The organism is Arthrobacter sp. APC 3897 (assembly GCF_030407495.1).
GTDB lineage: Bacteria > Actinomycetota > Actinomycetes > Actinomycetales > Micrococcaceae > Arthrobacter_B.
This window is the reverse complement of sequence record NZ_JASDDG010000019.1, coordinates 1-26,019: the sequence shown is the minus strand read 5'-3', so window position 1 is coordinate 26,019 and position 26,019 is coordinate 1. Positions and strand designations below refer to the sequence as shown.

Here is a 26,019-nt window from a genome sequence, read left to right as displayed (position 1 = left end):
CGGTTACATGCCCAGGTAGGCCTTGCGCACCTCGGCGCTGTCGGCGAGTTCGGTGCCGGTGCCCTCCAGCACAATGGCGCCGCTTTCCATCACGTAGGCGCGGTCCGAGATGGCCAGGGCCTGGGAGGCGTTCTGTTCCACGATCAGTACCGTGACGCCGGTGTCCCGGATCCGGGTGATGGCTTCGAGCACCTGGGCCACCAGGTTGGGGGCCAGGCCGATGGAGGGCTCATCCAGGGTCAGGCACGCCGGCCGGGCCATCAGCGCCCGGCCGATGGCCAGCATCTGCTGCTGCCCGCCGGACATGGTGTCTGCCCGCTGTGCGCGGCGTTCCTTGAGGATGGGGAACAGGTCAAAGACCTGTTCCAGGGAGGAGGCGATGGTGTTCCTGGGCTGGGTATAGGCCCCCATGGTCAGGTTTTCGAGCACCTGCAGGTTCCCGAACAGGGCACGGTCCTGGGACACATGGACCAGTCCGGAGCGCACCAGCTTGTCCGGGCGGGTGTTGTGCACGGGTTCGCCCTTGAAGCTGATGCTGCCCTTGGAGGTGGAGATCAGCCCGGCCACGGCGCGCAGCGTGGTGGTTTTCCCGGCGCCGTTGGCGCCGATGATGGAGACAATTTCGCCTTCCTGCACCCCCAGCGTCAGCTCGTGCAGGATTTCCAGCCGCCGGTAGCCGGCGGAAACGGCGTCCAGTTCCAGGATCATGAGTAGTCCTCTCCGAGGTAGGCGTCGATCACCTGTTGGTTGGCGATGACCTCTTCGGGCAGGCCCAGGGCGAGCTCCCTGCCCTCGTGCATCACCAGGAGCCGTTCGGACAGCGCCATGACGGCAGCCATGATGTGTTCGACGAACATCACGGTGACCCCTTCGGCGTGGATGCTGCGCAGCAGGTCGATGATCGGCGCGCGTTCGGTGGGCACCAGGCCGGCCAGCACCTCGTCCAGCAGGATCATGCGCGGTTCCAGGGCCAGCGCCCGTGCCAGTTCCAGGCGTTTCAGGCCGGCAGTGGGCAGGGTGCCGGACATGGCGTACATGTAGGAATCCAGCCCCACCCGTTCCACCACCGCGGCAGCATGTTCGCGTGCCTTGTGCGGGGAACGGTATTTGTTGTGCGAGGCGATGGTGACGTTTTCCAGCACGGTCATGCTTTCGAACGGGCGCATCAGCTGGAAGGTCCGGACCAAGCCCTGCGCGGCGGTTTTATCCGCGGACCAGCCGGTGATGTCCACGCCGTCGAACATCATCTGTCCGGAGGACGGGGCAAGCTGGCCGGCGAGGACGGAGAACAGGGTGGTTTTCCCGGCGCCGTTGGGGCCGATAATCCCGAAGAACTCGTGTTCGGGGATCTCCAGCGTGGTCTCCCCCAGTGCTTTGAGGCCGCCGAAGGATTTTGAGACGCCGTCCAGGGTCAGCAGGCTCATTTGCGCATCCTTTCTCGGATGGTTCCGTAGATGCCCTTGGGCAGGAAGATGACAATGACAATCAGCAGGGCCGCGTAGACGGCAACGTCCAGGCCGCTGGTGCCCTGCAGGAATTCCAGGAACTCCGGCGGGTTGCGCAGCAGGTGGGCGATGAGTTCGGAGAGAGGTCCGACGACGGCGGCACCGATCAGCGGGCCCCAGATGGTTCCGATGCCGCCGATCACCGCGGGGATGATGGCGTCGGTGGAGACGTGGATGCCGAAGGCCTGCTCCGGCCCCACAAAGAGGTAGTACTGGCTGTAGTAGGCGCCGGCCACGGCGGTGATCGCGCAGCTCATGGCTACCGTGATCAGCCGGTATTTCATGACCTTGATGCCCAGCGATTCGGCGGCCGTTGCGTCGTCACGGATGGCCTGGGCAAACTGTCCGGCCCGGGAGTGGGCAAAGTAGATGGTCACGGCCATGGCCAGGCCCAGGATCACCAGCGGAATCCAGAAGTAAAACTTGGAGTCCTGGTCAAACTGCAGCATCGCCCAGGATTCCTCCGGCAGCAGCGGAACGTTGATGCCGTCCGTTTTGTTCAGGAAGCCCAGGTTCTGGCTGAGCAGGTAGAACATCTGCGCGAAGGCAAAGGTGGCCAGGGCAAAGTAGGAGCCGGCCAGTTTATAGCGCAGGCAGAAGTAGGCGATGGTGAGCCCGACGCCGGCGGCGAGGACGGCGCCGATGATCATGGACAGCCAGGGCGAGACCCCGAAGGCGGTGAGCAGGTAGGCATCCGTGTAGGCACCGACACCGAAGAAGACGGCGTGGCCGAAGCTGAACATGCCGCCGAAGCCGCTCATCAGGTTCCAGCCCACGGCCATAATGGCGAAGATCAGGGTCCGCACCGCCACCGGCTGGGCGGAATCCGGCAGGATGTAGGGCACAAAGAACAGCGCCGCAATAACTATCAGCAGGAAGGTGTACTGGCGTTTGGCTCCGTTGGCCGGGCGCAGTTTGGGTGCCTGCGGGGCGGCTGGGGCGTCGGTGGCCGTCATTGTTTTGCTCCGAACAGTCCCTGGGGACGCAGAAAGAGAATAAGGACGAAGATCCCGAAGACCAGGATCAGGGAGCCGCTGCCGGGCAGGTACAGGGACCCGACGGTCTGCAGCACGCCGATGAACAGGCCGCCCACCAGGGCGCCCGGGATGCTGCCCAGTCCGCCGAGGACCACAATCACGAAGGCCAGCGTGGTGAACTGCTCACCGGCCGTGGGCACCAGTGTGGTGAACGGGGTGATCAGGCCGCCGGCCACGGCCACCGAGGCGGCGCCGAGGCCGAAGGTCATGGCATAAACGCGGCGGACGTTCACGCCCACCAGTGAGGCGCCGGTGCCGTTGGCGGCCACCGCGCGGATGGCCAGGCCCATGGAGGTTTTGCGCAGTACCAGGGTCAGGGCCGCCGCGACCAGCACTGCACCGCCGAAGGCAATGATCCGCTGGGTGTCCGCCAGCGCACCGAGGATCTCGATGCTGCCGCTGACCGGGGCGTCCACGCTCTTGGGCCGGCCGCCGAAGATCATCAGCAGCACGTTCACAATCAGCAGGGACAGGCCCAGGGTGACCAGCAGCGGCCGGTCATGGCTGGCGTCCTCGGTGAGCCGGTTCAGCAGCATGGACTGCACCAGCCAGCCGAAGCCGAACAGCAGCGGAATAGTCAGCACCACCGCCACATACAGGTTCAGCCCCAGACTGCTCTGCAGCACGTAGACCAGGTACATGGACAGGGTCAGCATGGCGCCCTGGGCGAAGTTGACGATGCCCAGGACACCGAAGATCAGGGTTAGGCCCAGTGAGACCAGGGCGTACACCCCGCCCAGCAGCAGCCCGGAGACCAGGTACTGGGTGATCAGCGCCGGCTCCCGGTCCCCCAGCAGGTACACCAGGGCCAGTCCGACGACGGCGATGCCGCCGATGATCAGGGTGATCCGGGTGCCGCCGGCGGTCAGCGGATTGCGTTTGTCGGCGGCCGGAGCCGCCGGAGCTTCTGTAATAGCCATGAATTCCCTGCTTTTAGTTACCGGAGCCGGCCGGGAAGACCAGCTCCGCGGTGGCGAACTGCTGCGGGAAGACCTGCTCCACCTTGCCGTCCAGGACCTGCATCACAATGACGGTGGCGTTCTCGTTCTGCCCGTCCTCGCCGAATTGGATGGGGCCGTCGAAGGCCAGCAGCGGGTCCTCGAGGCTGAGCCCGGCGATCGCATCCCGCAGCTCCTCCGGATCATCGGAACCGCTCTCCTCCAGGCCCTCGGCAATGACTTCCACCGCCTGGTAGGAGAGCATGGACGCCGTCTCCATGGGCTTGCCGTACTTCTCTTCGAAGCGCGCGCGAATGTCGGCGGCACGGTCGCTGGTGGCGCTGTAGTGGTAGTTGGCGCTGAGCACTTCGGTGCCGGCGTCGCCCGCCGCGGCCGGGAAGGAGGTGTCATCAAAGGCTCCGCTGGCAATGCCGAAGACGGCCTTGGTGTCATTGGCCATGGAGCCCACCGCCTTGGCCACCAGCAGGTTGTCCGGATAGTAGCCGGTGACGGCGATGATGTCCGGATTGCCGGCAAGGGCCTCGCTGACCTGGGTGGTGGCGTCGGAGAAGTTGCTGCCGGAGTAGGTGATTTCCTTGGTGATGGTGATGCCCTGCTTCTCCGCTTCCTCCTTGAACGCAGCGAAGACGGAGTCGCCAAAGGCGCCTTCAATGTGGATGTAGGCCGCCGAATCGATGGGCTCGCCGGTCTCCTCCCCCATGGCCACCAGCGCCTGTGCGCCGGCCTGGCCCATGCTGCTGGCATCGGGCTGGATGCGGAAGGTGTTTTTGTAGCCCTGCTCCAGGATCTTGTCATCCACGGCCACGTCAATGACGAAGGGGACCTTGGAACGCTCCGCCACGGAGGCCACGTTCTGCGTCACGTCCGACTGGTAGGTGCCCACCAGGGCGACGGCGCCGCCGCTGATCAGCCGCTGTGCTTCGCTTTGGCCCACCTGTGCCTCGCCCTGGCTGTCGCCGTCCAGCAGTTCCAGCTGTGCGCCGCCGAGGGATTCGATGCCGCCGGCGGCGTTGATGTCCTCCACAGCCATCTTGGCGCCGTCGTTCATCAGCCCGCCCACACCGGCAAGGCTTCCGCTGAGCGGGTGGACGGAGCCGATGGTCACTGTTTCCACGGAGTCTGAGCCGGATTCAGCGGAATCGGAGGAGCAGGCGGAGAGCCCAACGAGGCTGGCAGCCAGCACCGCTGCGGATAGGGCTTTTCTTTTCATGATGGTATTTCCCTTCATATGCCTGAGGCCGGTCCGCTGAGCGGAACAACAGAAGTTCCTAATGTTCCGTTCAGCGGACTGCCGGTGGGGGAGCAGCAAGGCTTTCGACCATTGTGCACGAGTGTGACCTGGATTACTAGCCGTTAATCCAGAGTTTACGTGCCGGAATCATTCCGCTGAACGGAACGCTAGGATAGAGTTACGTTCCGGAAAGGACTCACCATGGCGCCAACAACAGATCTTCAACCCACTGCCGGGGGAACCGAGGCAGCAGACCGGGTGGCGGACGTCCTGCTGCTGTTCAGCCGGGCTGACGGCGCGCTGGGGGTTTCCGAAATTGCCCGCACCCTGAACCTGAGCAAGGCAGTAGTGCACCGGATCCTGCAGTCCCTGGGCTCACGCGGACTGCTCTCCACCGTGGATGCCTCCGGCAGCTACGTGCTGGGACCGTCGGCCATCGGCATGGGCAACAAGGCCTGGGGCCAGCTCGACTTCCGCAGCATTGCCGCCCCGGTCCTGCGCCAGCTGCGCGACGACACCCGGGAAACCACCACCCTCTCGGTGCTGATGAATCATTCCCGGCTCTATGTGGACCAGTTCGAAAGTCCGCAGGAAATCAAGATGGTGGTGGACATCGGGGCCCGGCATCCGCTGCACTCCGGCGCATCCAGCCGGGCCATGATCGCCTTCCTGCCCGAGTCCTATGTGGAGGAGGCCGTCTCCGCGCTGCGGCAGTCCAAACCGGACTTCAACGAGGCGGAGTACCGGCGGCTGCTGGAAACGGTTCGCCGCGACGGCTACGCAACGTCCTATAACGAACGCAACATCGGAGCGGCATCCATTGCGGCACCGTTCTTCGACAAGACCGGCAATGTCCTGGGCGCCATCAGCTCCTGCGGGCCCATTTTCCGTTTTACGTCCGCAGATACCGCCGGGCATGCCGCCAAAGTAACCGCAGCCGCACGCGAAATATCCGATTTGCTCGCCCGATAGGAGCCACAATGCACCGCAGCCTTTCAGTTCTCCCTCGGTCGTTCCTCTACGTTCCGGGGAATAAGCCCGAGCTATTCCCCAAGGCTGCCGCAGGTCCAGCGGACGCCGTCATCCTGGATTTGGAAGACGCCGTTCCGCTGCACCGCAAAGTGGAGGCCAGGGAAGCCGTGCGGACCTGGCTGACGGAACCTGACGGGGCACCAGAGGGCTCCGGCACGGTGCGGCAGCAGCAGTGGGTCCGGGTCACGGCGGACGACTTTGCCGCCGACCTGCTCAGTATTGCGTCACCCGCACTGGACGGGATCTTCTTGGCAAAATGCAGTGCAGATTCCCTGCAGGCAGCTGCCGCCATGCTGGCCGAACTCGAAGCCGAAGGCCGTCTAGCGCCGGGGACAGGTCTCATCGGATTGATTGAGGATGCCGCGGCGCTGACGGATTTGGATTCCCTGACTCGCTGCCAGCGCCTCGTCACTCTCGGGGTAGGGGAAGTGGACCTGATGGCGGATTTGCGGATGACCCGGTGTGATTCGACGGAACCAGCACTGGATTCCCTCCGCACCCGCATCGTTGTTGCCTGTGCTGCCGCCGGTCTCAGCGCCCCCGTGGCCCCCACATCCACCGACATCAGGGATCTGGTCACCTTCGAGACCACCGGGCGGAAGATGCATGATTTGGGATTCCGTTCCCGCACGGCCGTGCATCCGTCGCAGGTGCAGGTGATCCACCGTGTTTTCACACCAGCACCTGATGCGGTTGCCGCGGCGCGCGAAGTTCTGGCGGGTTTTGACACCGGCGACGACGGCGTAACCGTGGATGGCAGCGGCCGCATGGTTGACGCCGCCGTGGTCCGCTCGGCGAGGGAGCTGGTCACCCGCGCGGCGGCGTTTTGATTCCACGGTTGCCCGCGGCACTTCAACCAGCGGGATCAGTACCGCAGCGCAACATGACTTTAGATTGTTGAACAATTGAACGTGATCGCGCACACTGTAGGGACACCAACTCCCAGCAGAAGCACGGAGGCCAGCATGCCGGTCATTGATCTGAACAGCGACGTCGGAGAGTCCTTCGGCAACTGGACGATGGGCGACGACGCCGCCATCTTCGAGTCCGTTTCCAGCGCGAACGTGGCCTGCGGCTTCCACGCCGGAGACCCCTCCACCATCGCGCAGACCTGCCGCGACGCCGTTGCCGCCGGCGTGACCATCGGAGCGCACGTGGCCTACCGGGATCTGGCCGGATTCGGCCGCCGGTTCCTGGACTGCTCCTACACCGAACTGTTCGACGACGTCCTCTACCAGCTCGGCGCCCTGCAGGCCATGGCCCGGGCGGCCGGCGCAGAGATCAAATACGTGAAGCCGCACGGCGCGCTCTACAACACGATCGTCCACCACGAGGTCCATGCCTCCGCCGTCATCGACGCCGTCCGCACCTTCGACAAGGACCTCCCCGTATTGCTGCTGCCCGGCGCCGTAGCTCTGGACAAAGCCTCCGACGCCGGACTGCGCGGCGTTGCCGAAGCCTTCGCCGACCGCAATTACAACCCGGACGGAACCCTGGTGTCGCGCCGTGAGAGCAATGCCGTCATCCACGACACGGACCGGGTTGCCGCCAATATGGTCCGCCTCGCCACCGAAGGAACCATCACCGCGGTGGACGGCACGGACATCCCGATGAACGCGGACTCCATCTGCGTCCACGGCGACACTCCCGGCGCCGTCGCAATGGCGAAGGCGGTCCGGACCGCCCTGGAAAACGCCGGCGTCACCATCCAGAGCTTCGTATGACGTCCTCGCCGGTCATCGGCATTCGGCCGGCGGGCACCCGTTCCCTGCTCGTCGAACTGGGCTCGCTCGCCGATGTCACCGCTCTCCACGCGCAGCTCAAGGCCCATCCGCTGCCCGGGCAGGCAGATGTCCTCGCGGCAGCAACCACCGTGCTGGTCCGGTTCGCCGGACGACGTGAAACCATAGCTGCCGCGGCCCGCATCCAGTCGCTGGATCTCGCCCACGCCGAAACTCCGGAAGCCCGCACGGTCAGCATTGACACGGTGTACGACGGCGCCGACCTCGCCGAGGTGGCCCGGCTCACCGGGCTCTCCGAAGAGGCAGTGGTCAAGGCCCATACCGGCAGTCCCTGGCTCGGAGGCTTCGGCGGCTTCGCCCCCGGCTTCACCTATCTCACCGGCGGCGATCCGGTCCTGAACGTGCCCAGGCGCAACAGCCCGCGCACCGCGGTTCCTGCCGGCTCGGTGGCACTGGCCGGCGAGTACTCCGCCGTCTATCCGCGCGAATCTCCCGGCGGCTGGCAGCTGATCGGCCGCACCAACGCCCCCATGTGGGACCTCAACCGCAACGATCCCGCTCTCATCCGTCCCGGCGACAAGGTCATCTTCCACGCCGTCCGCGAACTGATCACGACGACGGCGCCCGCTGCGACGCCCAATACGTCCGGCAATGACAGCACGGAGGGCCGCGGCGGCTCCGCCCTGGAAGTCCGCTCCCCCGGCCTGCAATCCCTGATCCAGGATTTGGGCCGCCCCGGCTATGCGGACCTCGGCGTTTCAGCTGCCGGAGCCGCCGACGTCCGGTCCGCCCGGCAGGCCAACCGGCTGGTCGGCAACCCGGCCGAAGCCGCCGTGATCGAGAACCTCTTCGGCGGCCTCGAACTCACCGCCAACGGCGACGCAGTCCTGGCTCTGGCCGGCGCCGGAATTCCCGCCGCCGTTGTCTCCCCGAACGGAGACCGGGACCGCCCCGCTCCCCTGAACGCTCCCTTCGCCCTGCTCGACGGCGAAACCCTGACCCTCGGCAGCGCGTTCCGGGGAATCCGCTCCTACCTGGCGGTCCGCGGCGGCATCGCGGTGGAACCCGTCCTGGGCAGCCGCAGCACCGATTCCATGAGCGGCATCGGCCCGGCCCCGCTGACCGCCGGCGTCCGCCTCCCGGTGGCCGCAGTTCCTGCAGCCTCCTCTGATGTCCCCGTGGGGGTTGTCCCCGTGGGTGCACCGGAACCCTCGTCCCTGCCGGACGGCACCGGCCCCGGCCTGCTCGGCAGCGGCAACGCCCCCGCCGAGCTGCGCATCATCGCCGGCCCCCGTCAGGACTGGTTCGGCGCCGACGCCGCCGCTGCCCTGACAGCCCGCACCTGGTACACCACCAACGAGTCCAACCGGATCGGCGTGCGGCTCGCAACCGACCCCGACGACGCCGAAGCTCACCCCCTCCATCGGACCCGGGACGGCGAACTGCCCAGCGAAGGCGTGGTGGCCGGCTCGCTGCAGGTTCCGCCGTCGGGCCTGCCCGTACTGTTCCTCGCCGACCATCCGGTGACCGGCGGCTATCCGGTGATTGCCGCCGTCGTACCCCAGGACATCCCCGTTGCTGCGCAGCTGCCGCCGGGGCACCCCGTCCGCTTTGTATTCGTGAACCCCGATACCCTGGCCCCGCTCTCCCCCGACGCGGCAGCCGCACTGTTTCCGGAAGGAACCCCATGAAGAAGGTCCTGATCGCCAACCGCGGCGAAATAGCCGTGCGGGTGGCCCGTGCCTGCGCCGACGCCGGAATCGGTTCCGTGGCCGTGTACTCGGACCCCGACGCCGATGCCCTCCACGTGCGGATCGCCGACGAAGCCTTTCCCCTGCACGGTTCAGCCTCCGCGGACACCTACCTGAACATCCCGAAGCTGATCGGGGCGGCACAGCTTGCCGGGGCCGACGCCGTCCACCCCGGCTACGGTTTCCTGTCCGAGAACGCGGACTTTGCACAGGCAGTGCTCGACGCCGGACTCACCTGGATCGGTCCGTCACCGCAGGCCATCCGCGACCTGGGCAACAAGGTCACCGCCCGCGAGATCGCCGTCCGCGCCGGAGCACCGCTGGTGCCGGGTACCGATGGACCTGCCGAAAGCGCTGAACAGGTCCGCGCCTTCGCCCAAGAGCACGGCCTGCCGGTGGCAATCAAGGCGGCCTTCGGCGGCGGCGGACGCGGCATGAAGATCGCCCGGAAGCTCGAAGACGTGGAGGACGCCTTTGAGTCGGCGGTCCGGGAGGCCGTGTCCGCGTTTGGCCGCGGTGAATGCTTCGCCGAACGCTTCCTGGATAAGCCCCGGCATGTGGAGGCGCAGGTGCTGGCCGATACGCACGGCAACGTCGTCGTCGTCGGCACCCGCGACTGCTCGCTGCAGCGCCGGAACCAGAAGCTGGTGGAGGAAGCGCCCGCTCCGTTCCTGACCAAGGAGCAGCGCGCCGCCATCCATGCCTCGGCCAAAGCAGTCTGCCGGGAGGCCGGGTATACCGGCGCCGGGACCGTGGAGTATCTGGTCTCCCCCGACGGCCTGATCAGCTTCCTGGAGGTGAACACCCGCCTGCAGGTGGAGCATCCGGTCACCGAGGAAACCACCGGCGTGGACCTGGTCCGGGAGCAGTTCCGCATCGCCGACGGGCTGCCGCTGTCCCTCACCGAGGATCCGGTGCCGCACGGGCATGCCTTCGAGTTCCGGCTCAACGCCGAGGATCCCGCGCGCGGTTTCCTGCCCGGCCCGGGCCCGGTGGAGTCCTTTGAACCCCCCACCGGCCCAGGCATCCGGATGGATTCGGGCGTCCGGTCCGGCTCCGTGGTCCCGGCAGAATATGACTCCCTGATGGCCAAGCTGATTGTCTGGGGCGAGGACCGGGCGCAGGCGCTGCGCCGCGCGAAGGCAGCACTGGATGAACTGGTCATCCGCGGGCTGCCCACGGTGGTTCCGTTCCACCGCGCCGTGGTCCGCTCCGAGGCGTTCACCCGCGAGGATCAGCTGGGCGTTTACACCACGTGGATCGAGTCCGAATTCGCCGAGCCGCTGGCGGCCTCCCCCGAAATCGCCGCCTCGCTGCCCGGTGCCGAACGCGAAACCATCACCATCGACGTCGACGGCCGTGCCGTGGCGCTCGGAGTGCCGGCGGCGCTGCTGAATGCGCTGCGTTCCGGCGGCGGCGCCGGTGAAGGTGCGGGTCCCGCGGCAGCGGCCGACGACGGCGGGTTCCTGGCCTCGCCAATGGCCGGCAACCTGGTCAAATGGCTGGCCGACGACGGCGCCCAGCTGACCGAGGGCGACCCCGTGGCCGTGCTGGAGGCGATGAAAATGGAGACCACCGTCCTTGCCGACCGTGCCGGCTCCTTCACCCGTGCCGATCTGGAGACCGGGTCCCCGGTGGCACGCGGGGACTCTCTGGGCCGAATCGGCTCCTAAATCGTCCGGAGTACCGGCCGCCCCCCCCTCCGGCCGGTGCTCCGGATCTCTCGTCCTGCACCATCTGCGACTGCCCGCCCGCTAGATTAGGGAGATGCTTGTGAATCTGGGGGACATCACCACCGATCGCTCCGGCCATGCCAACACCACGGCATGGGTGGCCGATGTGCTGCGCAGCCGCATCGCCGCCGGCGAACTGCCGCCGGGCACCAAGCTGTCGGAACAGCAGCTCGCCGACTCCATGCAGGTCTCCCGGAATACCCTGCGCGAAGCCTTCACCATGCTCAGCATCGAATCCGTGGTGACGCGCTACCCCAACCGCGGAGTGTTTGTCGCCTCCCCCGACGCCGATGCGGTGCGCGAAATCTACAGCGTCCGGCGGATGCTGGAACCGGCCGCCGTCCAGTGGGGGCCGAAGCTGGACCTGCCCCGGATGGATGCGGTCATTGCAGATGCCCGGGCGGCCAGATCCCGGGGAATTGTGGCGCAAATGGCGGCGGCCAATCAGGACTTCCATCAGAGTCTGGTGGCCATGTCCGGCAGTGTGCAGCTGCAGCAGATGATGGGCCGTGTGCTCGCAGAGATGCGCCTGGTGTTTCATTCGATGCGCAGCGAACCTGATTTCCACAGCCGCTATGTTGAGGAAAACGCGTCACTGGTCGTGCTGCTGCGTGCCGGCCGCCGGGCGGAAGCCGCCGATGCGCTTCGCGGCTATCTCGACGCCGCCGAGGCCGAACTGCTGGGACATCTGGCTCCTTAGCCGGCCCCGGCCTGCGGCCTATTGATTCTCGCCGGGCCCGCTCACACCAGGTACGAACTGTCCCGCGCATCCGTGATCAGCATGTGCCCGGGGGCGTGTCCAATCGCCAGTGACGGTTTCGACTCCATCACGGCGGCCTGCGGAGTCACCCCGCACGCCCAGAACACCGGAACGTACCCTTCCTGGATCTCCACCGGATCACCGAAGTCCGGCCGGCCCAGGTTGGTGATGCCCAGTTCCTCCGGGTTTCCCACATGGACCGGAGCCCCGTGAACCGCAGGATAGCGGGAGGTGATCCGGACGGCGTCGGACACCTGGGCGGCCGGAATGGGACGCATCGACACCACCAGGGGGCCGCTGATGCTTCCCGCCGGCCGGCACCAGATCGAGGTGCGGTACATGGGCACGTTGGTGCCCTGGTCAATGTGCGCAACGCGGATGCCGCCCTCCTGCAGAGCAGCCTCAAAGGTGAAGCTGCAGCCCACAATGAAGGTCACCAGGTCATCGCGCCAGTAGCCGGAAATGTCCGTTGGCTCAGCCACTTTCTCACCGTCCACGTACACCGTGTACTGCGGCAGGTCCGTCCGGATGTCGCCGTCGGCCAGCAGCGGTCCGGAGGTTTCACCGGCGTCGAGCACGCCCAGGATCGGGCAGGATTTGGGGTTCCGATGCGCGAAAAGGAGGAAATCGAAGGCCTGGGATTTGGGCACAATGATCAGGTTGGCCTGCGCATAGCCGGCACACCAGCCCGCCGTGGGGGTAACCAGCCCGCTGCGGAAAAGGGTGCGCGCCTCGGCCGCAGTCAGCGCGGCTGTGGATACGGTATCAGCGAGCAGATGCCGGAATTCGAAATCGGCGTTCATGGAGGGTCCTTTCGACGGTGCCGGTGCTACTGCCACAGCGCGGCGAGACCGGACAGGGAATTCCAGCCCAGGAACAGGGTGAGCAGCCAGGCCAGCACTCCGATGCCCAGAAGCCACTTCGGGTACTCATACCCCTGCAGCAGGTCCCTGCGGCGCCACGCGGCATAGAGCAGGATGCCGAAACCGAGCGGCAGGATCAGGCCGTTGAACGCTCCGGCGAACACCAGCAGCGTTTGCGGTGCCTGGCCTGCCAGCAGGTAGACGGCCAGGCAGAAGAGAATAAATGCCACGGTGATCAGACTGCGGGTGCGGTCCTTTGTGGCCGGCGTGGTGACGAAGGAGACCGAGGTGTACGCGGCGCCGATGACGGATGTCAGGGCCGCGGCCCAGAAGACGATGCCGAACATGCGCAGGCCAATTTCACCGGCTGCTGCCAGGAAGGCATCGGCGGCCAAGTTGCTGCCCGTCAGCGCGACGCCGCTGGACACTACGCCCAGGATGGCCAGGAACAACAGCACGCGCATGATGCCCGTGACAATGATGCCCAGCAGCGAAACCCGAGTGATTTCCTTGACGTGACCGGTGCCTGTGGTGCCGGAGTCCAGCAGGCGGTGCGCACCGGCATAGGTGATGTACCCGCCCACGGTCCCGCCGATCAGGGTGGTGATGGTCAGGAAATTCACCTCGGCAGGAAGCACCGTGTTCTTGAGGGCTTCACCCACGGGAGGGGCGGCCACAATGGCCACATAGAGCATCAGCAGGATCATGACGGCGCCCAGCATCACCACAATCCGGTCAAGTGCCAGTCCGGCCCGTTTGGACAGGAACACCAGGACGGCGACGACGGCGGAGACGGCACCGCCGATTTTGGGATCCAGCCCGAACATGGCGTTCATGCCCAGACCCGTGCCGGCAATGTTTCCGATGTTGAAGACCAGGCCGCCGATGAACACCAGCGCGGCGAGCAGCCAGCCGGCTCCCGGCAGGACCTTGTTGCCCAGCACCTGGGCGCGCAGGCCGGAGACGCCGATGATCCGCCAGACGTTCAACTGGACGGCAATGTCCACGAGGATGGACACCAAAATGGCGAAGGCAAAGGCGGCGCCGAGCTGGACGGTGAAGACGGTTGTCTGGGTGATGAACCCGGGCCCGATGGCGCTGGTGGCCATGAGGAACATGGCGCCGAGCAGCGCCGTCCGCTTGGCATTGGGTTTGAGCTTTGCCTTGCGGGGAGGAGTCTCGTTCGGGGCCGCTGTATCCATGCTGTTCCAATCGCCGGAGGATGTGGCCGCTGCCACATGACTTTCAGCAGTCTATGGGTTGTTGAACAATCTTGTGGAAATTGTGTTGCCCCGTCCGGCGATTTTTACCTGCTGCGCCGGCTACTGGTCCCCGCCAGCCGCGGCGTTCCGGCCGTAGACCGGGTCGGCAAAACCGCCCGCCGGCCCCGGCACCGCAAACCTGCGTTTCGGAACCGCTGCGTGCGAGCGCACCGCTCCCACCGCACGTCCCATCACAGTCCGGACGGCAGGCCCGTGGCCGGGCAGCAGCAGCGAGGCCTCCAGTTTTCCCAGCTGTCCCAGCGAGCGGCGGGCACGGGCCTCATCCGATTGGAACATCGGATCAAGCATCTGCGGCCCGCGGATCCTGCTGATCGCGTGCCCGGTCACCAGAGCGTCGCCGGTCACCGCCGCGCGGGCCTCCGGCAGGAAGAAGGCGGTGTGGCCGGGGGTGTGGCCGGGCGTGGGAACGGCCACGGGAGATCCCGGCAGTCCGGCGAGCTCGTCGTCGCCGGCCCATGCCGCGGCGGACAGGACCGCCACCCGGGAGGCACCGCCGGAAGCCAGGACGTGCAAGGCCCAATGCAGCACCGAAGGCTGCCAGGCCCTGCTCATGATGGTCATGACTGAGACCTGGTCCCGGTCCTGCCCCACTAGGTACGGAAGCTCGGGCGCACTGCACAGCACGGGGGTGCCGTACGCTGCGGCGAAGTGGCCGGCGGTCCCCGCGTGGTCGATATGCGCGTGCGTGATGAGGACGGCGGAGGCGTCAGCAGGATGCAGGCCGGCGTCCGAAAGCGAGGCCAGCACCAGCGGCAGGTCCCCGGGGTAGCCGCCGTCGATCAGGGTGAAGGAGGCGCCGCGCCGCAGAATGACCCAGTTTGACGCCGGCCCCTCAACAAAGAAGACGTCGGGGGCCGGCTCGCTCAGTGAGTATCCCTGGTGTTTGTGTCCACCGCGCATGCCGGTACCTCCTGTATAGAGGTATAGCCCGGCTTCCGGCGGGCTGCAACAGCTTGGCTGCGCTAGTCGGCCGAGGATTCGTAGAAGTCCCAGGCGGTGATCATCTCGGGCACTGCCAGCGTGTGCCCGTCGCGCGGGGTGATCGACTCCAGCGAGCTGAGCTTGGTTCCGGGCCGCCCGCGGTGTGCCAGAATCATCGAGCCCAGCATGAACATGTCGGCAACGGGAGCGTAAACCGCCACGCCCTGAACCACGAACGGGCCGCCCAGGGCATCGAATACTGCGGTCACCACATCACCGTGCCGGACGCTGCCCAGCAGCAGGCCGGTGGACTCTTCCAGGGAAAGGCCTGCGGTGAGGACGGCGACAAAGGCGGCGTCCTCGTCCTGCAGAACTGCCAAGGAATGAATGTCCCGCTCGGGCTTGCCGTTGTTTTCGATGCTGCGGTGGCCCAGCATCCGAACACCGAGGACCGGGGATTTGAAGGCGGTGCCGGAGACCCGGAACACTCCGTAGTGCTCGCTCTTGAAGGTGGCAGCGGCGAGCTCCGCCGGACCCATCCGGGCCAGCACGGCAGCCATCCCCTTGACGTCGCGGCGCTTGGGCAGCTGCGGCGGGGCGTCGGCCAGGGACAGCGGTTCATAGGCGGAGGGCAGCAGGGCCGCAGCTGCGGCAGCCTCCGCCGCAGCCGCCGGATCAGCATCCAGCAGCTCCCACAACGCCGCTTCGCTGATGATCTCCAGCGCCTGGCCTTTGGCGCGCAGGTCCTGGGCCTTTTGAACGGAGCGGCTGACAACGGCGCCGGGCCGCAGCATTTCTGCGTCCCAGTCCCCGGCCACCAGCAGTGTGGTGGTGCGCGTGGGGGCGTGGTTGTTCAGCGCCCCGCCGTGTTCCAGGACCAGCTGCTGCAGGACGGAGCGTTCCACGGAGAAGTCGCCGGTGAAGGAAACCATGTGACCGTTCATCTTGTCGGAGCGCGCTGTCACCGGTTCCGCGAGGCTCAGGGCGGTGCGCGGCGCGAACCGCTGAGCCCGCGCAGCCGCGGGAGCTGCGGGAGCTGCGGCACCTGCCCATGATGCAGCGGCTGAAGCACCGCCGGATCCCGCGGGCTTCCGGGACCCGCACAGCGCCAGCACCGCGTCGATGTCCGCCAGGTTCTCCCTGTCCGCGAGGGCAATGGTGATGTTGGCGCAGGCCTCGGCGTCGGCCAGCCCGTCATGGTGCTGGAAAGCTCCAAAGCCCAGCGCTGCGTGGACGGTGGGCAGTTTGTGGTTCTCCAGCGGCAGCAGGCTCTGCGCCAGTTTCACCGAGCAGCCGGAGCGGTACGGTGCCGGTGCGATTCCGGCTGCCTCGCTGGTTTTACGGAAAACGTCAAGGTCAAAGGCTGCGTTGTGGGCGATCACTGCGTCGTCGGCGATGAAGGCAGCAATCTCGGAATGGACCTGGGCCCAGGTGGGTGCGTTGAACACCATGGCTTCGGTGATGCCGTGAACATCAATGTTGCGCTGCTGGAATCCGCCGCCGTCGGCGGGCCGAAGGAGCCACTGTCCCCGCTCCACGATCTGTCCGCTGCGAACCTTGACCATGCCCAGGGCACAGGCCGAGGCCCGCGATCCGTTGGCTGTTTCAAAGTCGATCGCGGTGAAGTTCAATGTCATGTTGTGTGCAAGTCCTTGGGCTTTCCGGCCGAACTCAGCCGGGGGTCGAAACCGCGGGCGGCGGCCCTCTACCTTACCCTCCGGGGAATGCAGAAGCGTCCGGATCGGTTGTGCCGGCATGACCACAACCGCTCCGGATCCGTCCGGCCAGGCCACCCCCGTCCGCCAGCTGCGCCTCGTGATCGCCGCCGAGGACTATGCGGCCGCCCTCGCCTTTTACCGTGACACCCTCGGCCTGCCGCAGCAGGAGGCCTACTCGGGCGGTGACGGTGCCGAGGTCACCATCCTCGACGCCGGCCGGGCCACCCTGGAGATCGCCAACGCTGCCCAGGTCCGCATGATTGACCGGGTGGAGGCCAACGGCAAGCCGAGCCTGAAACTTCGGGTGGCCTTCGAAGTCGACGACGCGCGGACCGCCACCGCGGCGGCCGTCGACGGCGGGGCGCAGCTGGTGGCCGAGCCCCGCGAAACGCCGTGGCGGTCGCTGAACTCCCGGCTCAACGCACCCGGGGGTCTTCAGCTGACCCTGTTCGAGGAGCTGGACTAGGTATCGAGGCACTGGAACAGGTTCCGGGCTGGACCGGGGATCCGGTGGCGCCCGAGGAGCAGCCGGTTGCGTAAGGTGGACAAGTGACAGCTTCCCCCGCACCCGCCGTGACAGCAGGCGCCGGCCGCTTCGCCCCCAGCCCCACCGGTGATCTCCACGTCGGCAACCTCCGCACCGCCGTCCTGGCCTGGCTGTTTGCCCGCTCCTCCGGGCGCGGGTTCCTGCTGCGGGTGGAAGACCTTGACCCCGAGCGTTCGCGGACGGAGGCCGGGCAGCTGCGGGACCTCGCCGCCGTCGGCCTCTCCTGGGACGACGTTCCCGTGCGGCAGTCCGAACGCACCGGGCTCTATCTGGCCGCCATCGACGAACTGGCCGGCGCCGGCAAGGTTTATGAGTGCTTCTGCACCCGCAGTGAAATTGCCGACGCACCGCGGGCTCCGCACGCACCGCCCGGCGCCTACCCCGGAACCTGCCGGGATCTCACGGATTCGGAACGGGAGCGGCGGCGCCGGGACCGTCCCGCCGCTCTCCGGCTGCGCGCCGATGCGGAGCAGTACACGGTGCACGATCTGCTGCACGGCGAATTTACCGGGCCGGTGGATGACATGGTGCTGCTGCGCAATGACGGTGTGCCGCCCTACAACCTCGCGGTGGTCATCGACGACGCCGCACAGGGCATTGACCAGGTGGTCCGCGGCGGTGATCTGCTCACCTCCGCACCCCGGCAGGCCTACCTCGCCTCGCTGCTGAACCTGCCCGAGGTGGAGTACGCGCATGTCCCGCTGGTGCTCAACGGTGCGGGCCGGCGGCTGGCGAAGCGCGACGGCGCCATCACCCTGACAGCGCTGGCCGGCACCGGCATGGGTTCGGATGACGTGCGGAACATGATTCTGGGCTCGCTTAACCTGCCGCCGGGCACACTGGAGGACGCAGTGGAGGCATTCTCTCCGGCCCGGCTGCCGCGCGGACCGTGGGTCTTCGACTCGCCGGGCCCAGCGCTGTCCGGCTCCTAGACCCTGCCGAGATGAATGCCCAGTGCCAGGATGAAGGCTGCAAGTCCGATGACCGCCACGACGGCAGCGTCCCGCCGGTGATGCAGCCACAGCCAGGAGGGCCGGCGGGTGAAGAAGGCATACAGGCCGGTCAGCAGCAGGATCAGCCCGGCCATACCCACATAGCCCGGAAGCCCGGAGGCCACCCCCTGCGCGATCACCAGCAGCAGCATGATCAGCCCGAAGACAAAACTGCCCCAATGGAAAGCGGGCTCGCCGCGGGGACGGGAACGTGAAACCGAACTAGTCATGCTTTATTGTCCGGCGGTGCCCTGTGCCTGTGAATACCGGCGGGGGCGGGCAGTCCCCGCCGGGGAAAAGTCTCCGACAAAAGATGCAAAACCCGTTGACCGTGCCACCGCACGGGCGTAGCTTCGTAATCAACCAACAGGTTGAACAACCAGCACCTTGATTACCGGCGGGAAACCGCCCGGATCACCCTGACAGAAGCTGGCCAAAGCCATGGACGCATCAGGTGACGAGGCAGAACTGGACCGGGCCTTCCTGGCCCTGGCAGATCCGGCCCGCCGCCGCATCATCGCCCGGTTGTCCCGGGGTCCGGCCACGGTCAACGAACTTGCGGAACCCTTCGAGATCTCCAAGCAGGCAATCTCGAAGCACATTCAGGTCCTCGAGCAGGCACAGCTCGTCACGCGCAGCCGCGACGCCCAGCGCCGTCCCGTCCACCTGAACCCCGCACGGCTGGAGGCGCTCACCGCCTGGATCGGCCAGTACCGGCTGATCCGCGAGGAGCAGTTCCGCAGCCTTGACGCCGTGCTCCACGCACAGGCCGCAGCGACAGGCGGCCCGCAGGCAAAGGAACCATCATGACCAACGCACTGCAGCTTTCCGTTCCGGACGGAGTTCCGTTCATTGATTTCACCCGCGAGGTGGACTACCCCGTGGAACAGGTCTTCAGGGTCTACGCCGAACCGGAGCTGGTGGCCCAGTGGCTCGGTCCGCGCGGCATGAAGATGGAGATCAACCACTACGACTTCCGGACCGGCGGCTCCTACAGCTACATCCACACCGGGCCGGAGGGGATCCCCTATGAATTCCGGGGCATCTTCCACACCGTGCGGGAGAACGAATCCGCCATCCAAACCTTCGAGTTCTCCGGATATCCGGATGTCACCAGCCTGGAATTCATGACCCTTGAACCGCTCGACGGCGGCCGCACCCGGATCAGCGCCCATGCCGTCTACCCCTCCATGGAGGCGCGGGACGGCATGGCTGCTTCCGGTATGGAATCCGGAGTGGCCGAGGGCTTCGACCGGATGGAGGAACTGCTTGCCCAGCTCCAGCCGGAAGCGCTGCAGGGACGGAGTGCGTGATGAGCAACCCCCTGAATCTCAGTGCTCCGACGGGTGAGCCGCACATGGATTACTCCCGGGAATTCGATTACCCGGTCCGTGACGTGTTCCGCGCCCACACGGACCCGGAGCTGTTCGCCCGGTGGATCGGACCGCAGGACCTGGCCACCCGGATTGATGTCTTCGAAGCGCGCACCGGCGGCGCCTACCGGTTTGTGCAGTGCCGGGGCGAGGATGAATACGCTTTCCGGGGTGTCTTCCATACCCTGCGGCAGGACGATTTTGTGCTGCAGACCTTCGAATTCGAAGCTGATCCGAACGTGGTGACACTGGAGTACAGCACCTTCACGGACTTGCCCGGCGGCAGGAGCCGGCTCTCCGGCCGTTCCCTGTACCCCTCGGTGCAGGCCCGCGACACGTTCCTGTCCAACGGCATGGAAGAGGGAATGTCCTCCGGTTATGACCAGCTGGATGACCTGCTCGCGTCCCTGCCCGCCGACACGCCGGAAGGCAGGGAGTAACCGTGGACTGGACCCTCGAAGTGGTGCAGGTTCCGGTTACCGATCTGGACCGGGCCATTGCCTTCTACCGCGACCAGATGGGTTTCATCCTGGACCACCGCACCACCGCCGGCGACATGGATTTTGCCCAGCTGACGCCGCCGGGTTCGGGATGCTCCATAGTGATCGGCAATCCGTCCCGGCAGCGGATGGAGCCCGGGTCCCTGCACGGACTGCAGCTGGTGGTCTCGGATGCCCGGGCGGCCCGGCGGGAGCTGGTGGAGCGCGGCGTGGACGCCGGCGAGGTCACCGTCATTGACCCGCGCGACGGCGGGACCCTGTTCGGATTCTCGGACCCGGACGGTAATTCCTGGACCGTCCAGGAACTGACGGTCCGGGCCGAGCATCCGCTGATACCTCGCGCCGGCTGATACCGCCCTGGAATCTCAGGCGCCGATCACAAACGTGAGCGCGGCCCAGATCGAGACCGCGGCAACGGTCGTCCAGAGGATGATGGCTGCTGCCTGCCAAAGCAGCACCCAGCCCCGCGGAGTTCCGGCGGCAACCAGCATCGCGGAGGTGAACTGGGTCGGGACCGCCAACGGGCCCAGAAGACTGGCCCCCGGAACCCCAAACCGCACCAGCCAGCGCTTAAACCGCTGCCGGCCCTTTGACTCAGGCGCCGCAGGGACGGCGTTGAGTGTCGCCACCGTCCCTCCCCCGGCGGCACCTGCTGCGGCGGCGTGCACGGCCCTTCGGTCAACTACGGCATGCCGCGCCCGGGAACCGAGCAAGACGACGACAAGGACGCTCAGGAAATTGCCGGCAGCCGCTGCCGCTGCGGCAAGGATCAGAGGGACTCCTCCGACGACGCCGATGATTGCTCCGCCCTCCCCCTCAATGAACGGGATGGCACCGGCCAAGGCCACAACCAACGGCTGCAGAGCTTCCGGCACCTGGGCCGCCAGTTCCTGGAAGTTTTGGATGAGATCCTCGATGGGGTTCATGACGATTGTGCCTCTCTGCGCTTGATGCGCCGGACATTTCCGGGCGTTTCATCAGTAGAAGCTGTGTTCCCGGAACAGGGTCAACCCCGGCGCAGAAGGCAGTTCGCTCCTCTGCACCCGCCCGGGACGCTGATCCATCGACATGCCGGCGTTAACCCTCTTGACTGGATTCGTGGACAACCTGCAGATGGTCCTGGACCCAAGGTGGGCCACGTACGCGGTGCTGGTCCTGGCGGTACTGGGCTTCATGACAAACCGGATCCCGCTCGTGATCGTCGCGCTGTTCGTCCCCCTGGCGCTTTGGGCCGCCGGGGTGCTTCCGCTGACCGAAGCCCTGCAGGGATTCAGCGATCCGGTGGTCCTGTTCATCGCCTTCCTCTTTGTCCTCAGCGACGCACTCGACGCCACCGGCATCACCGCCTGGATCGGGCAGCAGCTCGAGCGGCGTTCGTCCCTGCGCGGGGCAGGGCTTCTCCTGGCGGTCATGGCCGCTGCGGCTGTGCTCTCCGCCGTGATCAGCATCAATGGTGCCGTTGCGGCGCTCCTGCCGGTCGCCGTCGTTGCCGCGGGACGCTCCGGTGTTGTTCCCTCACGCATGCTGATTCCGCTGGCCTTCGCCGCCGGTGCCGGATCCCTGCTGACGCTGACCGGAACACCGGTCAACATCATCGTGTCCCAAATCGCCGCCGATTCGGGCGGGCGGGAGTTCGGCTACTTCGAGTTTGCGCTGGTGGGAATCCCCCTCGTCATCGTGACCGCGCTCCTGGTGGTGGCCTTCGGCGGACGGCTCCTCCCGGAGAGAACCGCCGAACGGGCCGCGGGAAACACCGCCGACCCCCGTCAACGGGTGCGGTCCTGGCAGGAGAGATACACCGCCGATCTCGACGCCGGGCGGCTTTTCACCGGAGGCGAAGGCGTGGCCGAGGTAATAGTGGCACCTCACTCGAGGCTGATCGGACGCACCGTCTTCCCCGGAGAAATCATCGGGGACGGCGACCTCGCAGTCATCGCCCTGCGCCGCGGCGGCACCCCGTCCACCGGACCGGACGCCGCGCCCGCAACCGGTGAGCTCACCCTGCACGCAGGGGACGGTGTGCTGGTGCACGGCCCGTGGGATGCACTGCACCGCTACACCGACTCCGCCGATGTGATCGCCGTCGAGCCCTCCCAAACCGTCCAGCGGAGCGTGCCGCTGGGACGCGGCTGGCGCCGCTGCCTCGCCGTGCTCATCGGCACCATCGTCCTGCTGGCCACCGGTGTTGTTCCTCCGGTGATCGTTGGCCTGCTGGCTGCGGGGGCACTCGTTGTCTCGGGAACGGTTACCGTTCCCCAGGGTTTCCGTGCCGTTTCCTGGGACACCGTTGTCCTTATCGCGGGTCTCATTCCGCTGTCCAACGCGTTCGTTTCATCAGGTGCGGCTGATCAGATTGCCGCTCTCGTGGACCGTCTCACCGGCGGAGGTTCCCCGCATTTTGCCCTGCTGATCATTTGCGTGCTTACGCTCATCCTCAGCCAAGTCATCTCCAATGTGGCCACGGTGCTGGTCATGGCACCCGTGGCGGTGTCGTTTGCCCAGACGCTGGAGGTGAGCGTGCAGCCGTTCATGATGGCGCTGACCGTGGTGGGGGCCGCGGCCTTCCTTACGCCCATCGCCACACCGGCGAACCTCATGATCATGCAGCCGGGCGGCTACCGCTTTGGCGATTACTGGCGGCTGGGCCTGCCGCTTGCCCTGATCTTCCTGGCAGCCGGGGTGTTCTATGTGCCGCTGATCTGGCCGTTCTGAGCTGTTTAGCTATTAGGGGCCCGCACCTGTTCGGCTGCCAGGATACCCGCCCGCATGATCACATCCAGCTGTGCGGGGTTGTACAACTCGGCCAGGACCTCCCCCCACCTTTTCCGCGGTGAGGTGCCCGGATGCGGTCCGAGCGGCCGCAGGGTTGTTCATCCACGGGTACTCGGTCAAATTCCGTGCCAGCACCACCGCAATCCTGCCGGCAAGTTCCTGCCGGGTCTGCTCATCGGCATCGGCCGGCAGCCCGTCAAGGTCCGGGCCCGTGTCATCTGATTCGTCCGCGGTCATCCTCCGCACATCAGCCAGCTCTTCTTCGTCATACAGCCGGCTCATCAGGTGGATCACGGCGGTGTCATTTTCGGATAAGCGCGAAGCGACGGCTTCGAAGCCCGCGGGGACGTCTGCGGGCGCCCGGTGCGAAAGAATGGCTGCGATATGGGCCCGCGCCTCCTGCAGCCGCTCGATGCTCTTTTTCAGCTCCGCATCCACTTCCTGCAGAACCTCCGAAGGGCCGGAGCGCCCGCACCAAGCTCCTGCATCTGCGCCAGCGGCACGCCCAGAGCGGCCAGACGCCGGATCCGCAGGAGGCTCACCAGGTGCCGGGCCCCGTACTGCTTGTAGCCGTTGTACCGCCGGTCGGGCTCCTCCAGGAGACCCAGCCGGTGGTAGTGTCGCACGGTGTTCACCGTGGTGTGTGCCAGTTCAGCCAGTTCGCGCGTGCTCCACGCCATCCGATCCCCTCCCCGGGCCCCGAGAGTCAAAGAATACCCGCCGGGAGCGGCTGGGCAGAGTGTGCCGTTAGGCCAGGGCGTCCGCAAACCAGCCGGTAATGGTGGCGGGGTGCGTAATGGCGGTGCCGACAACGACGGCGAACGCGCCCGCGTCCACACAGGCCCGGGCCTGGGCAGGAGTATGGATACGGCCCTCGGCAATCAGCGGCCGGCCCACGTCAAGCACAGCGATCCCGGCGATCAGTTCCAGGTCCGGACCGTCGGTCTTGGGCCGCTCCCCCGTATACCCGGCCAATGTGGTGCCGATCAGGTCCGCCCCGGCGTCGGCTGCGGCTTTGGCGTCCGCCGCTGAGCCGCAGTCCGCCATCACCAGCGCCCCGGTCTGTTCGTGCAGTGCCGAGACGGTTTCAGCCAGGGTCAGGCCGTCCGGGCGAGGCCGGCGGGTGCCGTCAATCGCCACGATGTCCGAGCCTGCCGCCGCACACGCCAGGGCATGCTTCAGCGTGGGCGTGATGAACACGCCGTCACTGCCGTCCTTCCAGAGTCCGATCACCGGTACATCCACTGCGGCGCGGGTCTGTTCCAGATCAGTGATGCCCTGGATGCGGACCGCTGCGGCCCCGCCGGTCACAGCGGCCTGCGCCATCTGCGCCATGGTCCGCGGGTCCCGCAGGGGTTCGCCGGGGTAGGCCTGGCAGGAGACAATCAGGCGGCCTTCCAGCGTTAAAAGGTCTAGCTTCGAGGGGTGTGGTGCAATCGGGTCAGACACGGGTTTCCTCCGGAACATCGATACGGTCCAAGGCGAGTTTGGCGGCTCCCGCGACGGCGGCGTTGGAGCCCAGGACGGCGGGAAGCACGGGCAGGCCGGCCAGCGGATCCATGAGTTCGGACCGGACCGCTGCGAGGAACGGCGTCCACCACAGCTCCCCTGCGGCGGACACTCCCCCGCCGATGACCACCCTGTCCGGATCCAGGACGTTGGCCAGTCCCCCCACCGCCTGGCCGGCAGCTTGCGCGCCGAGGGTCAGGGCCTGCAGCGCCAAGGGCTCACCGGCTGCAGCGCGGACAGCAACCTCGCGCCCGGAGACTGCATCACCGGTTCCTGCCAGCCGCCGGTACAGGTTAGCTATGGACGGGCCGGAGGCAATGGCTTCCAGGTGCCCCGCGCGTCCGCAGCTGCACGGCAGCGGGCGGCCGCCGTCGTCATACGCGTAGGGCGAGGCGAGATGCCCCACGTGTCCGGCCACGGCACGCGATCCCAGGTGTGGTGCGCCGGCCAGGATCAACGATCCGCCGACGCCGGTGCCCACGGCCACCAGCAGGCTGGACTCCGCACCGGCGGACGCGCCCTGCCAGTGTTCGCCCAGGTTGTGGGCGTGCACGTCATTGACGGCGTAGGCGGGAAGCCCGGTGTGCCGGCTGAGGTGGGCGGCCAGCGGGGTCCCGGCCCAGCCGGTGAGCGAATCGGTGGCGGAAACCACCGATCCGTCCCGGGCGTCGATGACCCCGGCCGATCCGATGCCAACGGCCGCCGGGCGCAGCCCCAGGGTGCGGGCATGCGCCAGCAGGGATTCCACGAGCCCGACGGCGGTGGCCAGGATGGCTGCGGAGCCGGCGGCGGCCGGGGTGGGCCGGGAGTCCGCGGCGTGCACCGTGCCGGCGGCGTCCACGAGGCCGGCGGCGGTTTTAGTGCCGCCGATGTCCACCCCAATCACACAGTGCGAAGCGGAGGGCATGGTCAGATCAGGCCGTTGCGTTCAAGGATGGTGCGGATGGCGCCCGTTTCGGGCTCATTCAGCGTGACCATCGGCGCGGACATGATGTTGGTGTCGATGACGCCCATCAGCATCAGCGCGGTCTTGAACGCACCCAGCCCTGCCGCACCACCGGAGACGCGGCCCGGGGTGGGGGCGTAGACAATGTTGAAGACATCCGCCAAACGGTCCTGCTCGGCTGCGGCCGAGGCAAAGTCGCCGCGGCCTGCTGCATCGTAGAGCCGGCGGTAACCGGCCGGATCCACGTTGCCCAGGCCGGGCACCACCCCGTCGGCGCCGCCCAGCAGGGCACCGTCCACCACCACTTCGTGGCCGGTGAACACGGAGAAGTTCTCGATGCTGCGGGCGGCCAGGCAGAGCTGGCGGAAGGACACGTCGTCACCGGAGGAATCCTTGACGCCTGCTATGACCTGGTCCTGGCCCAGCTGGATCAGCAGGTCCAGCGGCAGCTTGAAGTGGGTGCGGACCGGGACGTCGTAGGCGAAGAGCGGCACGTCCAGGGCTGCATGGATGCTGCGGAAGTGGGTGTCGGTTTCCTGCACGTTGGGGATGGCGTAGAACGGGGACGTCACCACCAGGGCGTCGGCGCCCAGGCCAACCATTTTGCGGCCTTCTTCGATGACGCGGTTGGTGGTCTGCTCGCACGCCCCGACAATCAGCGGGACCTGGCCGGCGTTGACGCCGGCAATGGTGGTGACCACCAGCTCCCGCTCGTCGTTGGTCATGTAGGGCACCTCGGCGGAAGAGCCGAGGACAAACAGTCCGTGCACGCCGCCTTCCAGCAGGTGTTTGGTCACCCGGGTGAGGGAATGGGTGTCAATGCTGCCGTCGGCGCTGCGGGGCGT

General features: G+C 66.9%; 29 protein-coding genes. 13 read left to right on the top strand and 16 right to left on the bottom strand.

Going from position 1 to position 26,019, the window contains the following annotated elements; genetic code table 11:
- Nucleotides 1–3: 3 nt before the first annotated feature.
- Genes QMA10_RS10510 through QMA10_RS10490 form a run of 5 tightly spaced genes read right to left on the bottom strand, consistent with a single transcriptional unit; the run spans nucleotide 4 to nucleotide 4,711 of the window.
- The gene (locus tag QMA10_RS10510) at nucleotides 4–708 is read right to left on the bottom strand and encodes an ABC transporter ATP-binding protein (RefSeq protein WP_290168149.1); all 705 of its coding nucleotides are present in this window, start codon (nucleotides 706–708) and stop codon (nucleotides 4–6) included.
- Entirely contained in the window at nucleotides 705–1,424 is a 720-nt protein-coding gene (locus QMA10_RS10505) for an ABC transporter ATP-binding protein (protein ID WP_290168148.1), read from the bottom strand. Before QMA10_RS10505 ends, QMA10_RS10510 begins: the two co-directional genes overlap by 4 nt.
- Nucleotides 1,421–2,461, bottom strand: a complete 1,041-nt coding sequence (locus QMA10_RS10500) for a branched-chain amino acid ABC transporter permease (protein WP_227929131.1) — start codon at nucleotides 2,459–2,461, stop codon at nucleotides 1,421–1,423. Before QMA10_RS10500 ends, QMA10_RS10505 begins: the two co-directional genes overlap by 4 nt.
- On the bottom strand, nucleotides 2,458–3,462 hold the full coding sequence (locus QMA10_RS10495; RefSeq protein WP_290168147.1) for a branched-chain amino acid ABC transporter permease: 1,005 nt from the start codon (nucleotides 3,460–3,462) through the stop codon (nucleotides 2,458–2,460). The genes QMA10_RS10500 and QMA10_RS10495 overlap by 4 nt, the downstream gene beginning before the upstream one ends.
- Before the next feature lie 13 nt (nucleotides 3,463–3,475).
- Complete coding sequence (locus QMA10_RS10490) at nucleotides 3,476–4,711, bottom strand: ABC transporter substrate-binding protein (RefSeq protein ID WP_290168146.1); 1,236 nt, start codon at nucleotides 4,709–4,711, stop codon at nucleotides 3,476–3,478.
- 222 nt (nucleotides 4,712–4,933) lie between these two features.
- Between QMA10_RS10490 and QMA10_RS10485 the strand changes: the two genes are divergently transcribed.
- The 6 genes from QMA10_RS10485 (at nucleotide 4,934) to QMA10_RS10460 (ending at nucleotide 11,690) form a co-directional block, all read left to right on the top strand.
- A complete protein-coding gene (locus QMA10_RS10485) occupies nucleotides 4,934–5,704 on the top strand; it encodes an IclR family transcriptional regulator (protein WP_290168145.1) in 771 nt (256 codons plus the stop codon).
- Between the two features lie 8 nt (nucleotides 5,705–5,712).
- Nucleotides 5,713–6,594, top strand: coding sequence for a CoA ester lyase (locus QMA10_RS10480; protein ID WP_290168143.1), 882 nt, complete (start codon nucleotides 5,713–5,715; stop codon nucleotides 6,592–6,594).
- A gap of 135 nt (nucleotides 6,595–6,729) precedes the next feature.
- Complete coding sequence (locus QMA10_RS10475) at nucleotides 6,730–7,488, top strand: 5-oxoprolinase subunit PxpA (protein ID WP_290168141.1); 759 nt, start codon at nucleotides 6,730–6,732, stop codon at nucleotides 7,486–7,488.
- Nucleotides 7,485–9,197: a carboxyltransferase domain-containing protein gene (locus QMA10_RS10470; RefSeq protein WP_290168138.1), complete on the top strand. Its 1,713-nt coding sequence runs from the start codon at nucleotides 7,485–7,487 to the stop codon at nucleotides 9,195–9,197. Before QMA10_RS10475 ends, QMA10_RS10470 begins: the two co-directional genes overlap by 4 nt.
- Nucleotides 9,194–10,930 carry a biotin carboxylase N-terminal domain-containing protein gene (locus QMA10_RS10465; protein ID WP_290168136.1) on the top strand — a complete coding sequence of 579 codons (1,737 nt, stop codon included), beginning with the start codon at nucleotides 9,194–9,196 and terminating at the stop codon, nucleotides 10,928–10,930. Before QMA10_RS10470 ends, QMA10_RS10465 begins: the two co-directional genes overlap by 4 nt.
- 94 nt (nucleotides 10,931–11,024) lie before the next feature.
- Entirely contained in the window at nucleotides 11,025–11,690 is a 666-nt protein-coding gene (locus QMA10_RS10460) for a GntR family transcriptional regulator (RefSeq protein WP_290168134.1), read from the top strand.
- Nucleotides 11,691–11,731: 41 nt separating this feature from the next.
- Here QMA10_RS10460 and QMA10_RS10455 read toward each other — a convergent pair whose 3' ends face one another.
- The 4 genes from QMA10_RS10455 to QMA10_RS10440 form a co-directional block, all read right to left on the bottom strand.
- Nucleotides 11,732–12,553, bottom strand: a complete 822-nt coding sequence (locus QMA10_RS10455; protein WP_290168131.1) for a putative hydro-lyase — start codon at nucleotides 12,551–12,553, stop codon at nucleotides 11,732–11,734.
- A gap of 26 nt (nucleotides 12,554–12,579) precedes the next feature.
- Nucleotides 12,580–13,815: an NRAMP family divalent metal transporter gene (locus tag QMA10_RS10450; RefSeq protein ID WP_290168128.1), complete on the bottom strand. Its 1,236-nt coding sequence runs from the start codon at nucleotides 13,813–13,815 to the stop codon at nucleotides 12,580–12,582.
- 120 nt (nucleotides 13,816–13,935) lie between these two features.
- A complete protein-coding gene (locus QMA10_RS10445) occupies nucleotides 13,936–14,796 on the bottom strand; it encodes an MBL fold metallo-hydrolase (RefSeq protein WP_290168127.1) in 861 nt (286 codons plus the stop codon).
- 62 nt (nucleotides 14,797–14,858) lie between these two features.
- Complete coding sequence (locus QMA10_RS10440) at nucleotides 14,859–16,454, bottom strand: exonuclease domain-containing protein (RefSeq protein ID WP_290168124.1); 1,596 nt, start codon at nucleotides 16,452–16,454, stop codon at nucleotides 14,859–14,861.
- 118 nt (nucleotides 16,455–16,572) lie between these two features.
- On the opposite strand from QMA10_RS10440, the gene QMA10_RS10435 reads away from it, so the two are divergent.
- Together QMA10_RS10435 and gluQRS are read left to right on the top strand one after the other, a co-directional pair.
- Nucleotides 16,573–17,001, top strand: coding sequence for a VOC family protein (locus QMA10_RS10435; RefSeq protein ID WP_290168122.1), 429 nt, complete (start codon nucleotides 16,573–16,575; stop codon nucleotides 16,999–17,001).
- A gap of 83 nt (nucleotides 17,002–17,084) precedes the next feature.
- On the top strand, nucleotides 17,085–18,014 hold the full coding sequence (gluQRS, locus tag QMA10_RS10430) for a tRNA glutamyl-Q(34) synthetase GluQRS (protein WP_290168120.1): 930 nt from the start codon (nucleotides 17,085–17,087) through the stop codon (nucleotides 18,012–18,014).
- On the opposite strand, the gene QMA10_RS10425 is transcribed toward gluQRS, so the two are convergent.
- Nucleotides 18,011–18,304 carry a hypothetical protein gene (locus tag QMA10_RS10425; protein ID WP_290168119.1) on the bottom strand — a complete coding sequence of 98 codons (294 nt, stop codon included), beginning with the start codon at nucleotides 18,302–18,304 and terminating at the stop codon, nucleotides 18,011–18,013. The genes gluQRS and QMA10_RS10425 overlap by 4 nt on opposite strands.
- 211 nt (nucleotides 18,305–18,515) lie before the next feature.
- On the opposite strand from QMA10_RS10425, the gene QMA10_RS10420 reads away from it, so the two are divergent.
- From QMA10_RS10420 to QMA10_RS10405, 4 genes are read left to right on the top strand one after another with little or no spacing between them, the layout of a single operon-like run.
- On the top strand, nucleotides 18,516–18,884 hold the full coding sequence (locus QMA10_RS10420; RefSeq protein WP_290168116.1) for a metalloregulator ArsR/SmtB family transcription factor: 369 nt from the start codon (nucleotides 18,516–18,518) through the stop codon (nucleotides 18,882–18,884).
- Nucleotides 18,881–19,387: an SRPBCC family protein gene (locus tag QMA10_RS10415; RefSeq protein WP_290168114.1), complete on the top strand. Its 507-nt coding sequence runs from the start codon at nucleotides 18,881–18,883 to the stop codon at nucleotides 19,385–19,387. Before QMA10_RS10420 ends, QMA10_RS10415 begins: the two co-directional genes overlap by 4 nt.
- Nucleotides 19,387–19,887: an SRPBCC family protein gene (locus QMA10_RS10410; protein WP_290168113.1), complete on the top strand. Its 501-nt coding sequence runs from the start codon at nucleotides 19,387–19,389 to the stop codon at nucleotides 19,885–19,887. Before QMA10_RS10415 ends, QMA10_RS10410 begins: the two co-directional genes overlap by 1 nt.
- A 2-nt stretch (nucleotides 19,888–19,889) precedes the next feature.
- Nucleotides 19,890–20,297 carry a VOC family protein gene (locus QMA10_RS10405; RefSeq protein WP_290168111.1) on the top strand — a complete coding sequence of 136 codons (408 nt, stop codon included), beginning with the start codon at nucleotides 19,890–19,892 and terminating at the stop codon, nucleotides 20,295–20,297.
- Between the two features lie 15 nt (nucleotides 20,298–20,312).
- Here the strand turns inward: QMA10_RS10405 and QMA10_RS10400 are convergent, their stop codons facing one another.
- Complete coding sequence (locus QMA10_RS10400) at nucleotides 20,313–20,873, bottom strand: small multidrug efflux protein (protein ID WP_290168109.1); 561 nt, start codon at nucleotides 20,871–20,873, stop codon at nucleotides 20,313–20,315.
- Between the two features lie 172 nt (nucleotides 20,874–21,045).
- On the opposite strand from QMA10_RS10400, the gene QMA10_RS10395 reads away from it, so the two are divergent.
- A complete protein-coding gene (locus tag QMA10_RS10395) occupies nucleotides 21,046–22,659 on the top strand; it encodes an SLC13 family permease (RefSeq protein ID WP_290168107.1) in 1,614 nt (537 codons plus the stop codon).
- 12 nt (nucleotides 22,660–22,671) lie between these two features.
- Here the strand turns inward: QMA10_RS10395 and QMA10_RS10390 are convergent, their stop codons facing one another.
- The 5 genes from QMA10_RS10390 to QMA10_RS10370 all read right to left on the bottom strand — a co-directional run.
- Complete coding sequence (locus QMA10_RS10390) at nucleotides 22,672–23,157, bottom strand: hypothetical protein (protein ID WP_290168104.1); 486 nt, start codon at nucleotides 23,155–23,157, stop codon at nucleotides 22,672–22,674.
- Nucleotides 23,142–23,399, bottom strand: a complete 258-nt coding sequence (locus QMA10_RS10385; RefSeq protein ID WP_290168103.1) for a MerR family transcriptional regulator — start codon at nucleotides 23,397–23,399, stop codon at nucleotides 23,142–23,144. The genes QMA10_RS10390 and QMA10_RS10385 overlap by 16 nt, the downstream gene beginning before the upstream one ends.
- Nucleotides 23,400–23,466: 67 nt before the next feature.
- Entirely contained in the window at nucleotides 23,467–24,168 is a 702-nt protein-coding gene (locus QMA10_RS10380) for an N-acetylmannosamine-6-phosphate 2-epimerase (RefSeq protein WP_290168102.1), read from the bottom strand.
- The gene (locus QMA10_RS10375) at nucleotides 24,161–25,135 is read right to left on the bottom strand and encodes an ROK family protein (protein WP_290168099.1); all 975 of its coding nucleotides are present in this window, start codon (nucleotides 25,133–25,135) and stop codon (nucleotides 24,161–24,163) included. The genes QMA10_RS10380 and QMA10_RS10375 overlap by 8 nt, the downstream gene beginning before the upstream one ends.
- A gap of 2 nt (nucleotides 25,136–25,137) precedes the next feature.
- Nucleotides 25,138–26,019 (bottom strand): dihydrodipicolinate synthase family protein (locus QMA10_RS10370; protein WP_290168097.1); only part of this gene is annotated, 882 nt, incomplete at its 5' end.